11 protein-coding genes and 1 pseudogene are annotated in these 15,658 nt (G+C 39.2%); 11 read left to right on the forward strand and 1 reads right to left on the reverse strand.

Translation table 11 applies throughout. From position 1 onward, the window contains the following. Nucleotides 1-146 precede the first annotated feature (146 nt). Nucleotides 147-1,220, forward strand: a pseudogene (locus PS1M3_RS12985) (AMP-binding protein); the annotation flags it as partial. A gap of 29 nt (nucleotides 1,221-1,249) precedes the next feature. Here the strand turns inward: PS1M3_RS12985 and PS1M3_RS12990 are convergent. Further along, nucleotides 1,250-2,011, reverse strand: a complete 762-nt coding sequence (locus tag PS1M3_RS12990) for an IS5 family transposase (RefSeq protein ID WP_024600859.1) — start codon at nucleotides 2,009-2,011, stop codon at nucleotides 1,250-1,252. Here PS1M3_RS12990 and PS1M3_RS12995 point away from each other — a divergent pair. From PS1M3_RS12995 to dps, 10 genes are all read left to right on the forward strand, one after another. Next, the gene (locus PS1M3_RS12995; protein ID WP_371816581.1) at nucleotides 1,981-2,910 is read left to right on the forward strand and encodes an AMP-binding protein; all 930 of its coding nucleotides are present in this window, start codon (nucleotides 1,981-1,983) and stop codon (nucleotides 2,908-2,910) included. The genes PS1M3_RS12990 and PS1M3_RS12995 overlap by 31 nt on opposite strands. A gap of 655 nt (nucleotides 2,911-3,565) precedes the next feature. Then, nucleotides 3,566-4,258, forward strand: coding sequence for a hypothetical protein (locus PS1M3_RS13000; RefSeq protein WP_239104456.1), 693 nt, complete (start codon nucleotides 3,566-3,568; stop codon nucleotides 4,256-4,258). 194 nt (nucleotides 4,259-4,452) lie between these two features. Further along, nucleotides 4,453-7,197, forward strand: coding sequence for a cadherin-like domain-containing protein (locus PS1M3_RS13005; RefSeq protein WP_203984712.1), 2,745 nt, complete (start codon nucleotides 4,453-4,455; stop codon nucleotides 7,195-7,197). Nucleotides 7,198-7,210: 13 nt separating this feature from the next. Next, the gene (locus tag PS1M3_RS13010) at nucleotides 7,211-9,889 is read left to right on the forward strand and encodes a TonB-dependent receptor plug domain-containing protein (RefSeq protein WP_203984715.1); all 2,679 of its coding nucleotides are present in this window, start codon (nucleotides 7,211-7,213) and stop codon (nucleotides 9,887-9,889) included. Beyond that, nucleotides 9,882-10,952, forward strand: coding sequence for a cytochrome-c peroxidase (locus PS1M3_RS13015; RefSeq protein ID WP_203984718.1), 1,071 nt, complete (start codon nucleotides 9,882-9,884; stop codon nucleotides 10,950-10,952). Before PS1M3_RS13010 ends, PS1M3_RS13015 begins: the two co-directional genes overlap by 8 nt. A gap of 175 nt (nucleotides 10,953-11,127) precedes the next feature. Further along, nucleotides 11,128-12,207, forward strand: a complete 1,080-nt coding sequence (locus tag PS1M3_RS13020) for a methyl-accepting chemotaxis protein (protein WP_203984720.1) — start codon at nucleotides 11,128-11,130, stop codon at nucleotides 12,205-12,207. 275 nt (nucleotides 12,208-12,482) lie between these two features. Next, the gene (locus PS1M3_RS13025) at nucleotides 12,483-13,244 is read left to right on the forward strand and encodes a DUF6515 family protein (protein ID WP_203984722.1); all 762 of its coding nucleotides are present in this window, start codon (nucleotides 12,483-12,485) and stop codon (nucleotides 13,242-13,244) included. A gap of 225 nt (nucleotides 13,245-13,469) precedes the next feature. Further along, a complete protein-coding gene (locus PS1M3_RS13030) occupies nucleotides 13,470-14,249 on the forward strand; it encodes a DUF2189 domain-containing protein (RefSeq protein WP_006791813.1) in 780 nt (259 codons plus the stop codon). A 203-nt stretch (nucleotides 14,250-14,452) separates the two neighbouring features. Beyond that, the gene (locus tag PS1M3_RS13035) at nucleotides 14,453-14,815 is read left to right on the forward strand and encodes a DUF2237 family protein (protein ID WP_006791812.1); all 363 of its coding nucleotides are present in this window, start codon (nucleotides 14,453-14,455) and stop codon (nucleotides 14,813-14,815) included. Between the two features lie 239 nt (nucleotides 14,816-15,054). Beyond that, complete coding sequence (gene dps, locus PS1M3_RS13040) at nucleotides 15,055-15,570, forward strand: DNA starvation/stationary phase protection protein Dps (RefSeq protein ID WP_058428400.1); 516 nt, start codon at nucleotides 15,055-15,057, stop codon at nucleotides 15,568-15,570. Nucleotides 15,571-15,658 lie beyond the last annotated feature (88 nt).

A 15,658-nucleotide genomic window follows, 5' to 3' on the forward strand; every position in this document is an offset into this window, starting at 1 on the left:
CGCGCGCCTTAATTTGTCAAACTCACTGCTGCTGCGTATTAACCATGTGATTAACTTTTAGCCGACCAAGGTCGAATAGCCTAGGCACATAAAAAAGCCTACCTTTTGTAAGGTCTCTCATACATATTTAGTTTTAGGAGCCTATTATGTCAGGCCTGTATAAACAGCAATACACGAGCTTTAAACAAAACCCAGCCCAGTTTTGGCTAGAACAAAGTAAAAACATCCCCTGGTACAAAACACCAAACCAAGCATATACGCAGGATAAAGACGGCCTTTATCATTGGTTTAGCGATGGACAATTAAATACCAGCTTTCTAGCGCTCGACCAACACGTAATTGCAGGCTTTGGTGACCAAACTGCGCTGATTTATGACTCGCCTGTTACCAATACAAAGCAAACTTATACTTACAATCAACTACAACAAGAAGTCGCTAAATTTGCAGGCGTAATAAAAGCACTTGGTGTACAAAAAGGCGATCGTGTAGTGATTTACATGCCCATGATCCCACAAGCTGTTATTGGTATGTTAGCTTGTGCTCGCTTAGGCGCTATACACTCCGTAGTATTTGGTGGGTTTGCAGCGCATGAACTAGCTGTGCGTATAGACGATGCAAAACCTAAACTGATACTGAGCGCTTCTTGCGGTGTAGAGGTCGATAGCATCATTGAATACAAGCCACTTATTGATGACGCCATAGAGCTTGCCAATCATAAAATAGATCACTGTATTATTTATCAGCGCGACCAAGTTACTGCCAATATGGTCAACGAACGCGATATTGATTGGACACACGCAATGCAAACCGCACAGGCGGCAGATCCAACACCTTTAAATGGCAACGATCCACTTTATATTTTATATACTTCAGGTACAACAGGCACCCCAAAGGGGGTTGTACGTGAAAATGGCGGGCACGCCGTAGCGATGAACTACAGTATGAAAACTGTTTACGGTATGGAGCCGGGCGAGGTATTTTGGGCCGCCTCAGATATTGGCTGGGTAGTTGGGCACTCTTATATTGTGTATGCACCATTAATGTACCGATGTGCAACCGTATTATATGAGGGCAAACCTGTGCGCACTCCCGACGCCACTGCTTTTTGGCGAGTAGTGGAAGAATATAAAGTAAGCGCCTTATTTAGTGCCCCCACAGCATTTAGAGCAATCAAAAAAGAAGATCCTAATGCTGAAGGCTTTAAAAAATATAATACCTCTAGGGGCTGTTGATCTTTGTAGTACATATATCAATCAGCCCACATTGGTAGCCACATCATAGTAAATGCTAAAGCGAGCATTGAATGATAATTTCGTTCAAGCTTTTCATACCGCGTGGCTATCCCTCTATATTGCTTAATACGGCCAAATGCATTCTCAACCAAGTGCCGATATTTATACATGCACCAGTCAATATCTTCATTGCCTACTAAACTGTTGCCCTTACGTGGAATAACGGGTGTAGCGTTATTATCACGAACAAACGCTCTCAGTTTTTCACTGTCGTAGCCTTTATCTGCGACAACCATATTACTTGTTGGGCAATTAGCTACGAGTGACTCTGCATGGACGATATCATGCGTATTTCCACAGGATAATTCATAATAAACAGGCAACCCTCCGCTATCGACTGCAAGATGAATTTTCGTAGAATTTCCACCTCGGCTCTTTCCAATTGATTCATTGTCAGCAGTTCTTGCACCGCAACTATGTTGATGAGCCCTGACAATACTGCCATCAATGAAGACCCAATCCATGTCCGCATCACGAGATAATGCGCGAAACAGTTCATTCAAAATCCCTTTTTTGGACCATAAATTAAACCGTCTGTAGATAGCACTCCAACGGCCAAAATCAGAAGGTAAATCTCGCCATGGAATACCTGTGCGCATCTTATACAGTATGCCTTCGAGCGTTTTTCTATGGTCGGGCTTATTATAAATTCGACCACTTAAGTACATTACTTTTGATAAGACATTCCATGTCCCGTCTGTTAGCATTAATCTTGGCATGTAGGTTCGGTGTAAAGTTTTCTGGCGAATTCAATTATACCTTATCTTCATGCTGTTTGTTTTTCATACCACAAAGATCAACACGCCCTAGTTTAAAACGATTATTTTTAGCAGGCGAACGCCTCGATCCGCCCACATACAATTGGCTAAAAGAGAAAACTCAACTTCCGGTACTCGATCATTGGTGGCAAACCGAAACAGGCTGGGCCATTGCGTGTAATCCAGTAGGAATAGAAACATTAACAACCAAACCTGGCAGCTCAACCGTACCTACACCGGGATTTGATGTTCGTATACTCGACATGGGCGGTAATGAGTGCGCAGCTAACGAACAAGGGGCCGTAGTTATAAAACTACCTTTACCACCCGGATGCTTACCCTCTATTTGGCAAGACACAGCCCGCTTTAAAGCCAGTTATTTAAGTGAATACGAGGGCTACTACCTATCTGGCGATGGCGGATATATAGATGAAGACGGCTACTTATTCATAATGGGCCGCACTGATGACGTTATAAATGTTGCAGGCCACAGACTTTCTACTGGCGAAATGGAAGAAATTGTAGCGGCTCATCCTGCGGTTGCCGAATGCGCTGTATTTGGTGTTAACGACCCACTAAAAGGACAGCTCCCAATGGGCATGATTGTACTTAAAAATGACTTTACAGGGTCAAGCGAAGAAGTCGAAAAAGCACTTATTGCCTCTGTGCGCAATCAAATCGGCGCCATAGCGTGTTTAAAAAATATAGTTAGCGTAGAGCGCTTACCTAAAACTCGTTCCGGAAAAATACTACGTAAAAATTTACGCCAACTTATTGATGGCGACGAACTGCAAATCCCTTCAACCATAGACGACGCCGGTATTTTTGATGAAATAAACCAACAACTCACCCTGCGTTAAACCCAACCAACCTATTAATTATCTAAAGCCATTTTATAATGGCTTTTTATTTATTCTTTTAAATAAACTAAGGCCTATTAGTTTTACAGTATTAAAAACAATTTAACTTAGAAATAATCTAAACGCGGCGTTAGGCAATAGCACCGCGATTTATAAACTGTATGCGAGTGTATTTTTTGTCTAAATATAAGTGCATACGTATTCACATTGAATTAACAATATGCTTAATTAAATGATCTATTTTGAGGATGGAAAAACGTGGTGATAGCTAGGCAAAAAATTCGCTATTTAGTTGTTCTCGGTAATTGCTCATGCATTGCTCTACCTTCTGTATCCATGTAATCGTAAATGAGAGTATTTTTAACGCAGATAGCGACTCGTTTAGCCCCTCAAAATGATTAAGTATTATTGCAGGTTGGTATTATAAGTAATACGCCCTACTAATAATCATAAAAAGCGGCTTAACGTTCACTACGTAAAGCCGCTTTTTAAAATAAACCATTTAACTGTGCCTAATTTAAATCATTACAGATAGTGTATTAGGCCAAGGATTAAGGATGGGTCAAAAGGGGTTAACTTACTTTAGCCAAATTAGTATTTGCCACTTTTAGCCAAATTACGTAGCCTTTGGCAAAAATACTCACTTAAAACTCATATGCATAAATTAATTTTTACCCTTTTTTTAATACTCCCCACGTTATTGCAGGCCCAAGTAACCTTAAGTGATAAAACAATTATATATAGTGGCCAAATCAACAAACAAAATAACAATACGGCAGCTGAGCTTTTAAAAACTGACCCTACAATTAATACATTTACGATTACCAGCGGCGGCGGAAACATAGATTTAGGGATGGACTTAGCCGAATTAATTTTGGCGCATAAGCTAACGGTAAACATAAAGCAGTTTTGCTTTTCGTCGTGTGCTAATTATGTGTTGCTTGCTGGGCACCCTACTACAATTGAGCCCAATACGATTATCGGCTGGCATGGGGATGCTGCCTCAGCTAAATGGTTAGATAGTGATATTGATGCCATGGTAAAGCACTTAAAAGAGCCACAAAAAAGCCAAAAATGGCAGACATTACGCGCCCATTACGATGAGGTGATAAATAAAGCAAGCCTGCGCGAAAAAGCCTTTTACACAAAGTTAAATGTAAATCACGACCTACTCACTGTAGGGCTAAAACCCAGTTTACGCAGCGCCGCCATAAAGCAACATGCGCGTGGCTGGACGTATTCACCTAAGGTGCTTAACTATTTTGGAATTAGCAATATTAGCTATAATAATTGGCAACCTCGTTCAGTTAAAAATTTTCCGCTGCTTATTATTAGCGACTTAAACTAATAACCCCCCCCCTCTCTTTACTAATCTCATTTTTACTCACAATAAAGCCCTGTTAATAGCAGGGTTTTGTGTTTTAGCTGCCTTATAAGTGCTTTATGGATACTCACTATTAGTATGACAAACACTTCGCACTTTAAAATCTAATTGATATGCATTATCATTCGCAACATCATTAACTTTTGATATTAACAATAATGAACAAGCTAATTAAATTTACCCCAATATTATGCGCGCTTGCGTTGGCAGGTTGTGACGGTGGCTCTAGTAATACTGCTCCACAGTTTTCTCAACCTAATTTAAGTTTTACTGTAAACGAAGACACCACTTTTTCAAGCCAAGTAACAGCCACCGACGATGACGCCTTAAGCTACACGCTTGCCAATGCACCAGGTAACGGGACTATACAGGTAGAAGCAAATGGTAAGTTTGCCTATACCCCTAACGTCGATTTTTTTGGTAGCGATAGTGCTTCAATTTCAGTTAGCGATGGCTCTCTTAGTTCAAATGTAACGCTAAACTTTACGGTCGAAAATGTTAATGATACGCCGGTATTACAAACAACAAACGTATTTGTTACCTCATCATCAACAACAGAGGGGACTATTAATGTAGTTGATGCCGATGGAGATGAAATAACATTTACGCTGATAACCTCCCCTGAAAATGGTGTAATTACAATAAACGAAAGCACGGGCGAGTTTATCTTTGAAGCGCAAACATTAAGTTCAGTTAATGAAGCATTCGTAATAAGCTATACGGATGGCGTAATTGATGAACCAATTACGGCCAGTATTACACTAAGCCCTTCTTATGTTACAAATGAAGACAAACGTAATTTTTACTACAGCTCTAGTAAATCACACTTAAAACAAGCCGATATTGTAAACGAAAGCATTAACGATGAAATTTCACGTTATACCGTATACCAAGTTCAAGCAGCGGCGTATGCACGTGCTGGGTTTTTAGATACAGCCGAAGACTATTTATTACTCATTAACGAGCAAACAGCTCTTGCTGGAGGCCTAAGAGATGTAGGTGTTGCGTTAGATAGCATCAATGAAAAAGAGCAAGGTGCACAATATCGCTCACGCGCTTTAGCCGCTTACAACCAGTACTTAGCTGAAAAGGGCTTTGAAAATATAAACAGTAGTGATGCGTCTTGGTTACTTGGTTTATTAAATGATTATATGGATGTAGGGCAAACTGAAGAAGCAGAAACCCTACTAAATACCATTAACAGCTACGCAGAGATTGTACGTGAAGAAGAGTACACAAAAACGTATGGTTACTTTCAAACAGCGTTTAAAAATGCAGCCGAAGGTGCATTAGACGTATATGCAGCTGACCCAACTGATACCAATCAGCTTACAGCACAAACATTCGCTGCTGCACTGGTAAACATTTCGAGTAACACAGGTTACCAAATTCACAAAAGCGGTGAATTTAAAGGTAAAAAAACACAAAGACTAAAAGCGCTTTATATCGCATGGGCAGCAGAGATTTTATTTCGTGCAAACTCGCTTGAGTTAGCTCGAGAATACGTCAATCTAGCGTTGTCGTTTTATGGTGTAACGGGCATAGATAGCAACTATGACTTTGCTGCTTCAGAATACACTGAGGCCAATTTAGGTACTTATACTTACCCACTACAAACTCTGGCCGGATTACTAGAAGGCCTGTACGATCTTGAGGAAAACCCTGCGTTTGCCTTACTTTCATCTGATTTTGATATCAGTGGTGCTAATCAAATTATGTATAGCTTTAGCGTAGCTAAAAGCATTATGTCGGGCTCTTCAGTGGACGATGCAGCCGCTGAGGCCTTTACCTTTTTTACCGAGGAAGGTGATTATAATGAATTTTTTAGAAGTTTAGTCGAAACAGACAACAACGCAGGCACAGTGCAAATTTTATATCAGTACGGGTATACCGAACAAGCGAAAGACGTATTAACGTATGCGGGTGAGTTTATTGCATCTGACGAATACATAAGTGCAGAGTCATCTACTTCTTTCTTAGCTGGCTATAAAGGCTGTGGTTTACTAGTCACCATTAGTAGAGAAGTCGGCGCAGATACTGCTGCTGCAGCAAATCGCTGTTTAACCATGTTAAATAAACTAAATACAGGCACATTACGAACTTTAACCGACACTTCTGCAATTGTTGTTCACAGCAATGTAATGGTATCACTTGACCGCGCAGGCTTAACTGACGAAATCCCCGCAATAAACACGCAATTACTTAGTAAAATTAGTGTATTAGATGACATTGAAGACCGCTTCGAATACCGATTAGAAACATTAGGCTATTTAGTAAGCGCAGGGTTTACCGACTTAGCCTTAACTACATTTAATAGTGCAATAGTTGAAGTAAACGAAAATTTAAGCACGTTAACAAGTAACCAACTACTTGAAGTACTCGAATCACTAAAAAACGAAACAATACTACTTAGTCCGTCTGCAACTGGCTTTTGGGAGCGTTACAGCATGCTTTCTAGCATGGGGGCTAATGCCGGCAGTATTACTGACTTTGCCAGCACTTACAGTAGTGTGAAAACACAAACCTCAGCACTTCTCGCTGATATTGAAACGCTTATTTTAGCGCAAGCCGATACTGTCATTATTGATGCCATGGAAGATTTAGTCGAAGCACATACCTTACTTGGCGAATACGAGCAAGCGACAGCGCTTGTCACTAACGAGGTAAATGGTGAAGCCGACCAACTTGACCTTTACACCACAATGGCTGAATTAATTGCAAGCAAAGATGACTTTAGAGATAACCGTGTTGCCAGTGTTGATACTGATAACGACGGGCTTCCAAACTTCTTCTTAGCAAATGTAACTGATGAAGATGTTACCGCTTCGGGTTTAACAGCCGATGAAGATGCTGACAACGATGGTATTGCTGATAGCGAAGACAGCACTCCAATTGGCAACTAAATAAGAGAAAACAATGCAGACACGTTATATTTATGCGTGTCTGTTTTTGCTTGCCCATAATTCATATGGTGCGACCGAGCAAAAACAGACTCCTCCCCCACCTGAAGATTGCAGCACACTCACTGATGAAAAAAAAAGTTTATGTGAAGCTATCGAACACATTGAAGTCAAAGGCCAATTTATAGGAATAGAAGTTCCTGAAGTTATTGGTCGTTCGTATTTAGACCGCAGTTTTATTGATGCAACAGCCAAAGGGAATGGCGACATAAATGAGCTAATTGCCCTTTTACCTGGCGTACAATTAAGCAATGAGGCATTCAGCATTGAAAGCTTAGCAGAGATAAGTGCGCCAGAAATATCCATCTCAGGCGCCCAGCCTTGGCAAACAGGTTTTTCACTTGATGGTATGAACTACAATAATCGTATTGATCCTGCCAGTAGTAGCCGCTTAACATCATCAAGTAATGACGTGTCAGGCGGTGTGCAAAGCATGAATGTAAACTCTGATGTAGTTGAGTCAATCACTGTGTACGATCATAATATTCCGGCTGAATTTGGTGGTTTTTCTGGCGGTGTTGTTGATACCAAAACAAAAGAAACGTTTGGCAAAGATAGTTTTAGCTTTACTGTACGCGGGAATCACAGTGATTGGGCTGATTATCATTATATTCAAGCCGACGATCAAACTGAGCAAAGCAGTACAGATGAAGCTGAATTAGAGGCTCCAGTATACGAAAAAATAAGCTATTCATTGAGCGGTAAAAAGCAACTTAATAAACGTCACGGTGTAATGCTTAGTTTAAATTACCTCAACAGTGATATAAGTGACTTATCACTAGGGCAAACAAAAACCCAAAGCCGCCGTAACATTAACGCTATATTTAAATATGGTTATAAGAACGGCTGGGTTGATAATTTTACGATAAGTATGATCTACTCTCCCTACGAGGTGAATGGTTTTATTACTGATGCACTTGATAGTGACTATCAGTTAGAAGGTGGCGCTTATGGTAGCGCAATACAATTAAAGCAAGATTTTAAATATGTAACATGGGCAAGTAATTTAAGCTTTAACATAAGTGATAGTAGCCGAGATGGCCCAGCGCATTTTTATAATTGGCTACAAACAAAAGGAAAAGACTGGGGACAATACGCTAACCAAGGTGATGCAGACGAACGCTTTTCACGCCAAGGTGGTTATGGCGTGTTAGATAACCGCCAATTTACTACCAATTGGAAAAATACATTTAATCTAGAAACTTTTAAATCTTTAGGATTAACCCACTCAGTTGTGGCTGGTGCAGAAATTAAATATCAGCAAATAGAACGTGAGCGTTTTCAAGATGGCTATAACTACAGTTCGCCTGTTATATGGTCTAGTGCGACTACACCCCTTAATTGCAGTGGTTATTCACTTGATTGTCAAGCACTCGAAACTCTCATCCCTATAGAAGAATTAGCTGAGCAATTAGGTGGGGAAATTGACTTTAACAACTCGGAGCACGTCACCGCATACAGTAATAATATAACTACTACAGCGCAATTTTTTAATGGCCGAACTGTTAGCCCTGCTGAATACATAGATGTAAATTTAAATCGCAACGCACTCTACGTTACCGACCATATTAACTATGGCAAACTGGATGTGAATTTAGGTATGCGCTACAGCTATGATGACTTTTTACAAAACCATGATGTAGCACCGCGAATTTCATTAGGTTACGACGTATTTGATAATAAAAAAACCATTATTAGTGCCGGCCTTAACCGCTATTACGACTCTGCAATTATCAGTTATAAAATAAAAGAGCAACAGCAGTTTTCGTACCTGCAATACAGACCTATCGAAAGTGGATATTTACAAAACTGGTTAGATTCAAATTACACTGGTAGCTTTAAATATCGATTTAATGACGTGGATACCCCTTACGATGATGAACTTGCACTGGGTATCGCTCACGCATTTGAGACAATGGGTAATGTGTCTTTAAAATACATAAAACGTAAAAAACATCAGCAGTTCTCTCGCACTACTTCAGACGAAACAGATCTTGATGGGTACACTTATATTGATATTAGTAATGAAGGAACGGGAAGTTCAGAACGTATTTCACTAGCATGGAGCGCACAATTTGGTGCCCATTCAGTATGGGCAAATACATCGTATGCCGAGAACGAAATATCAAATGACAATTATAATGCAACCGTAAATAACACCCCACTTGATGAGCTCGTTTACTATGTTAATGCAAAAGATGAAGGATCACTGGTCACATTAAGTCAACTATCTCAGATACGAACTAATTTTGGAGCACCTATTACAGCAGCCTTAGGCTGGAACGTAGATTGGGTCGATTCATTTAGCACTGGATTAAATATCTCATATTCAGGAAGCTACGATACAGCTGTAAGTACAGGAGGAAGCGAAAGTATTGATATAGAAGATGTCTGTGCTAGCTGCCCAGTTGTTTCCACTTTATTTGATGTTTACCAAGAACAGACTATACGTGCCAGGACAATGCTAAACCTAAGTTTAAAATACAAACATAAACTGACCAGCAACCAAAGCTTAGAGTTACGTGCTGATATTTCTAATTTATTAAATGATAGAACGTATACCGTTGCAGAGGGCGCATCAGGTATTGAGCCTGGTCGAGTGTTTTGGTTAGAGCTGAGCTACAAGTATGATTAAAGTTATTTTTGTAGCCCTTGCTGTATTCTTGTTTACGGCTGATTCTAAAGCTTTAAACAGTAACGATTTACGCTCACTTTATAGCAAAGGCCAAGCTCATTGGCCTGCTATTCAAACCAGTGACGGAAGAAGCGTTGAACCCATGTCGCTTTTGCCTGTAGCATCGCCAAAACCTGAGCATGTTGCTTTAGGCGATAAGCTTTTTCATGATATGCAGCTTTCACGTAATAATACCGTTAGCTGCGCCACCTGCCATGAACGCGACAAAGGCTTTCATGATGGCCGTACAACTGCCATAGGCATTGACGAGCAAGTAGGCACGCGTAACACCCCCGCTATTTTTGGTATTGATCAATGGCAAAGTTTTTTTTGGGATGGACGCGCAAGCACCGCTGAGCAGCAAGCACTTATGCCAATAGAAAACCCAATTGAAATGGACTTAGATCCAAAAATAGCCTTAGCCCGAGTAAATAAAGATGAGAGTTACCGTGCATTTAATCAAAGCGCTTTTAATAGTAATACCCTCACTTCAGAGCAAATGGCAAAAGCCTTAGTTGCGTTTGAGCGCACATTAGCACCGCCAAATAGCCGCTATAAAATTTTTTTAACGCAGCTTAATAAAAATCCAATACAAGCAGTTAATAGCCTAAGTGATAGTGAGTTAAATGGCCTTCACCTATTTAGAACTAAAGCTAAATGCATGACTTGCCATAACGGCGCACTACTCAGCGACAACCAATTCCATGGCACAGGGCTGCATTATTACGGCCGCCGTTTTGAAGATAAAGGCCGCTACGATGCCACCCACAACTCTGAGCATATTGGCCAATTTAGAACCCCATCACTATTAGGGTTAATGCAAACATTTCCGTGGATGCATAACGGCTTATTTGAAGATTTATCAGGCATCGTAAGTATGTATAACCATGGCGGAGCTAGACCAAGACCACGAAAAAACCAACTAAACGACCCACACTTCCCTAAAACCACCGACCTGCTTATAAAGCTTAATTTAACCAAGCAAGAACAAACAGACCTAGTGGCATTTTTACGGATTTTATAAAAACAACCTTTAACCAAGGACTTTGAACTTAATAATGTATGGTGAGAATTAACAAAAATTTATCACCATATGAGTTCATTGAAAGAAAACAGTGATTATAAATATAGGCTCAATAAAATTTTACCTCTATAATAATAACTAAATGTAAATTATTTTTAAAAATCAAGGTCTAAATATGTTTGTTTTAAGTTCAACCTACTCGATATTGAAAAACGAAAATGACCAACTAAAAAAAGAAATTGAGAGTTTACGTAATAAAAATACAACGCTTATCAATGAAAATACTTCTCTAATTGAAGAGTTAAATAACCCAAATAATAATGAAGATCATAGTTTCACTCACTCATTACTTTCCAGCTCTATCAATGGTGTTGCTCAAATCGAAGATATAAGACAAACCGTATTGGGCTCTTACTCTAAAATTGATGAAGAAAACAAAGTAAGCGATAAGATAAACACCCTGCTCGAAAAATCAAATAGCTCGCTAAATCATATTGTCAAAGAAATGGATTTAATGACCAGTAAAATGGGAAGCATGACTGAAAACATTTCAGGCCTAGCTAGCATGGCCGGTACAATCAGTACGTTTGTTTCAACAATTAGTAAAATATCAGATCAAACAAATTTATTAGCACTTAACGCTGCTATTGAAGCTGCCCGTGCGGGTGAAGCTGGCCGAGGCTTTAGTGTTGTAGCAGATGAAGTAAGGGTGCTAGCAACAAACACGAATAAGTCAGCGCAAGAAGTGGCCGACCTAGTAAAAGAAATTATTAACAAAACAGATGAAACAGTGGTATCAGTAGAAGGTATTAAAGAAAATAGTTCGCACCTAAGTGATAATTTTGATGCACTGAATACCGATTACACTTCAATTATCGATTTTTGTAACAACATGAAAAATACGATTTCTCAGGCTGCTACGTTGTCGTTTATTCAAACCGTTAAACTAGATCATGTTGTATGGAAAGGTGACATTTACGCAGTAGCAAATGGCCAAAGCAACAAGTCAGTTAATGACTTTAGCGATCATACAATGTGCCGATTAGGCCAGTGGTATAGTTCAGAGCAGTCTGCCGAATTTAAACACACCAATGCATTTAAACAATTAGAAAACCCGCATAGTGAAGTACATAAAAATGGTGTTGCGGCTCTGCACTCAATTCAAAATGGCGATAAAGAATCTGCAATTAAGCATATTCATAAAATGGAAGCAGCCAGCGAACGTGTGATGCATTTACTCGATGAGATTTGTTAACCTCAGCTAAGCACTAATGAACAAGCTATTAAAATGATTTAAATTTTAATAGCTTGGCTTATAAGTTAGTCTTTAATTTTAACCTGCACTCTTTTTTTATCACATGTATAGATTGTTTAAAGCGCCCTGTTTAAAACTGTAATAATAAGTAAGAAACTGTTTAGCTTACGTAAAGCAATGTAAAGGAACGTCCAAACATTAAATAGGTCAGTTAATGTTCAGTTTCAGAGGTTAATATTAAGCCTAGTTATGTAACAACATAAACGAGGCACACTATGAAACTTACATTTTTACTATCGGGTATAATTGCCATTAGCGCGCTTTCAAGCACCGCAATTGCAGCGCCCAACGAGCGAGAAGATCATAAAAATTATAAGCACGAAAACCCTAAACGCATTGAGTATAAGCGCGATGAACGTCGCCATGAAAAAAAACTACGCATAGAGCATAAAAAAGAAAAGCGCCAAGACCGTAAAAAAGAAAAGAACAAGCAAAAAAAGCAGCAAGAAAAGCGTAAACAACTACGTTTCGACAATCATAAATATAACTACCTAACTAATAGGTATAAGCCGCGTTATTACAAAGAAAATAGATACATAAGGCACTTGCCAAGAAGAAGTACCTCTATTTGGTTTAATGGAATTTCATTTAGCTTTAATGACGGCATTTACTACCGAAAAGCTAAAAAAGGCTATCACGCTGTGATGCCACCTCGCGGACTGCGCATTAAAAAACTTCCTAGACATTATTCGCGTATGAAACATCGAAACACCACATATTATGCTTATCAGAACGTTTTTTATATTGCTGATAACGGCGGCTATAAAGTGGTAGATGCGCCAATAATCCAGCGCAACAAAGCTATTAAAATTGGCAACGTCTTCGACTATAGCTTAGGGCAAGTTTACGATGAACTACCATCGTCAGCTGAGCCAGTTACCATAAACTCTCAGCAATATTTTAAATACAACGATATTTACTTTTTGCCACAAATAAATGGTGACGAGATACAATACCTAGCAATCAGCTTAGGCTGAGCATTATTTAACTACTTAACCTGCCTACAGGTTAAGTAGTACTTTATTAATATTGATTTCAGCAATCCTCCTATAAAATTTCCTTTTGTAATCCCCCCTTCTAAAAACATAAAACGTTTATTTAGTGAACAATTTTAATTTTAGCTCCGTATGTATGTTTAATATTTGTAAATAAAGCGTTTATGACCTAAACCTAAATAGAGGCTTTATAGAGGAGCTCCACTTATGCCTACAACAAAAACAATTGAAAAAAATACCGAATTTGCTCGCTGTATAGAGTGTAACAAAGTAGATACGTTCGCTGCTTTTCACTGGTTAGCACTTGCGTTTAAAGATATGACCCGAGCCCCGTTACTTACTGTAATTTATGGCCTAGTGTTTAGTATTATTCCTGCAGCTATTATCTACTCTGCATTTTTTGCACAAAGCGTATTTGTAATTTTACCCGCCACTGTTGCGTTTGTTTTAATTGGACCCGCTTTCGCAGCCGGCCTATACGACGTAGCATGGGAACTCGAAAAAGGCCACAAACCCACTTTTAGGCATTCGCTAAAGTCGATGTTTAGAAACCCAGTTGGAGAGTGGGGATTTGCAATATTATTACTCGTAATAATGATTGCGTGGATGCGCATTGCCGCCCTTGTTCATGCTTTATACCCTAACTACGCTAACCCAACATTTGAAGAACTGTCAGCATTTTTAACGCTTGGTACAATTGCAGGTGGCGTTTTACTCGTGTCTGTTTTTTCAGTGTCTGCATTTACACCACAAATTATGATGGAAAGACGCGTAGACATAATGACAGCTATCGTCTCATCTATTAATGCCGTTAAAAATAATTTTGCGCCAATGGTTGTTTGGTCAATATGCATTTTCCTAATGGTTGCGCTTGGCTTTGTAACTGGGGCTGTTGGGTTTATTGTGATTATGCCACTACTTAGCTATGCAAGCTGGCACGCATACATTGCAGTAATCAAAACTAAAAAAGCCAGAAAATACGAATAGTTAACAAACTTTAGCTTAACTTGTGCCACGATCTAGTGAAATTAGTTTGTGGCACAAATAATACTTTTCCCCTCCTCCCTGCATTTAAGTGCCCCGATTTTTTTAAAAAGTCATAATTAAACATCCTCACTTTAGTAGCTATACTTTTTAGCGCCTGATAAAGTAATTTTTACTGTATTAAACATAATGACTTAAGGCACCTAATGGCAAATCAATTTAACGTTCTGGATACCCGGTTACAGTTATGCTGTGGGAATGGCGGGTATACTCGCGAGGGTTTTTGCTATGTACCAGACTCTGATCGCGGTAATCATAGTGTGTGTGCAATTATGACCGAAGAATTTTTACAGTTTTCGAAGTCACAAGGTAATGATCTCATAACGCCCAATCCACTTTACGATTTTGAAGGCTTAAAAGCTGGCGACAAATGGTGTTTATGCGCAATAAGATGGCTCCATGCGCAACAAGCAAACGTTGCGCCGCCAGTAATCTTGCAGGCCACTAATAAAAAATCGCTTGAAGTAATACCGCTTGAATTACTAAAGGCACATGAATACACCCGTTAAAAATATTCTAGTTTAGTTTCAGCAAATCTGTTTGGTCTGCAAATTTTACAAAAAGATGCAGACTTTTCATAACCACCTCATATTAATAAAAAACCAAACAAAAGCAAAAACACAAGCAACTGATTTAAAACAATTTTATTTAGTTTAACTTTCGGCATATTGATTGCTTCATACAATTATCACGTATTTATTACGTAAAGGACTACGTGAAAATATTAAATAGTTAAGTAGGAGAAGTTATGAGCAATACAAATAAGCAAGCTAAATTTACTGCACCAGGTATGAGCAACGAATCAGCTGAAAAAACTATCGCAGCCTTAGATAACCGCATGGTTGCACTTATAGATCTTCAATTAACACTAAAACATATTCATTGGAATGTTGTTGGTCCTAATTTTATAGGTGTGCATGAAATGCTAGACCCTCAGGTTGAAGCTGTGCGCGAAATGACAGATACAATAGCCGAGCGTATTGCCACTTTAGGCGGCATACCAGTAGGGACACCTAAGTCAATTGTTGACCGCCGTACATGGAACGAATATTCATTAGGTAAAGGACTTGTTACCGAGCATTTAGGCGCGTTAGATAAAGTGTACAACGGCATTAATGCCGATCACCGTAAAGCCATCGAAACGGTATCAGATTTAGACCCAGTATCTGAAGATATGTTAATAAGCCAACTTGCCGATCTTGAGCAATTTCAGTGGTTTGTAAGAGCACACATAGAGTCAGCTACTGGTGAATTAACGCAATAATACCTTTATTACCTAAGTACCTTAGCCCAGCATTTTTGCTGGGCTTTTTGTTTAAATCATAAAACAAAATATCACTAAGGTATTTGAG

It is taken from the genome of Pseudoalteromonas sp. PS1M3, assembly GCF_016865405.1.
In the GTDB taxonomy this organism is placed as follows: domain Bacteria; phylum Pseudomonadota; class Gammaproteobacteria; order Enterobacterales; family Alteromonadaceae; genus Pseudoalteromonas; species Pseudoalteromonas marina.

Bases quoted from the DNA above. Each gene is read 5' to 3' on its own strand.
- PS1M3_RS12995 (WP_371816581.1), top strand. From the start codon at position 1,981: ATGTCCCGTCTGTTAGCATTAATCTTGGCATGTAGGTTCGGTGTAAAG.
- PS1M3_RS13035 (WP_006791812.1), top strand. From the start codon at position 14,453: ATGGCAAATCAATTTAACGTTCTGGATACCCGGTTACAGTTATGCTGT.
- dps (WP_058428400.1), top strand. From the start codon at position 15,055: ATGAGCAATACAAATAAGCAAGCTAAATTTACTGCACCAGGTATGAGC.
- PS1M3_RS13020 (WP_203984720.1), top strand. From the start codon at position 11,128: ATGTTTGTTTTAAGTTCAACCTACTCGATATTGAAAAACGAAAATGAC.
- PS1M3_RS13025 (WP_203984722.1), top strand. From the start codon at position 12,483: ATGAAACTTACATTTTTACTATCGGGTATAATTGCCATTAGCGCGCTT.
- PS1M3_RS12990 (WP_024600859.1), bottom strand. From the start codon at position 2,011: ATGCCAAGATTAATGCTAACAGACGGGACATGGAATGTCTTATCAAAA.
- PS1M3_RS13015 (WP_203984718.1), top strand. From the start codon at position 9,882: ATGATTAAAGTTATTTTTGTAGCCCTTGCTGTATTCTTGTTTACGGCT.
- PS1M3_RS13030 (WP_006791813.1), top strand. From the start codon at position 13,470: ATGCCTACAACAAAAACAATTGAAAAAAATACCGAATTTGCTCGCTGT.
- PS1M3_RS13010 (WP_203984715.1), top strand. From the start codon at position 7,211: ATGCAGACACGTTATATTTATGCGTGTCTGTTTTTGCTTGCCCATAAT.
- PS1M3_RS13005 (WP_203984712.1), top strand. From the start codon at position 4,453: ATGAACAAGCTAATTAAATTTACCCCAATATTATGCGCGCTTGCGTTG.
- PS1M3_RS13000 (WP_239104456.1), top strand. From the start codon at position 3,566: ATGCATAAATTAATTTTTACCCTTTTTTTAATACTCCCCACGTTATTG.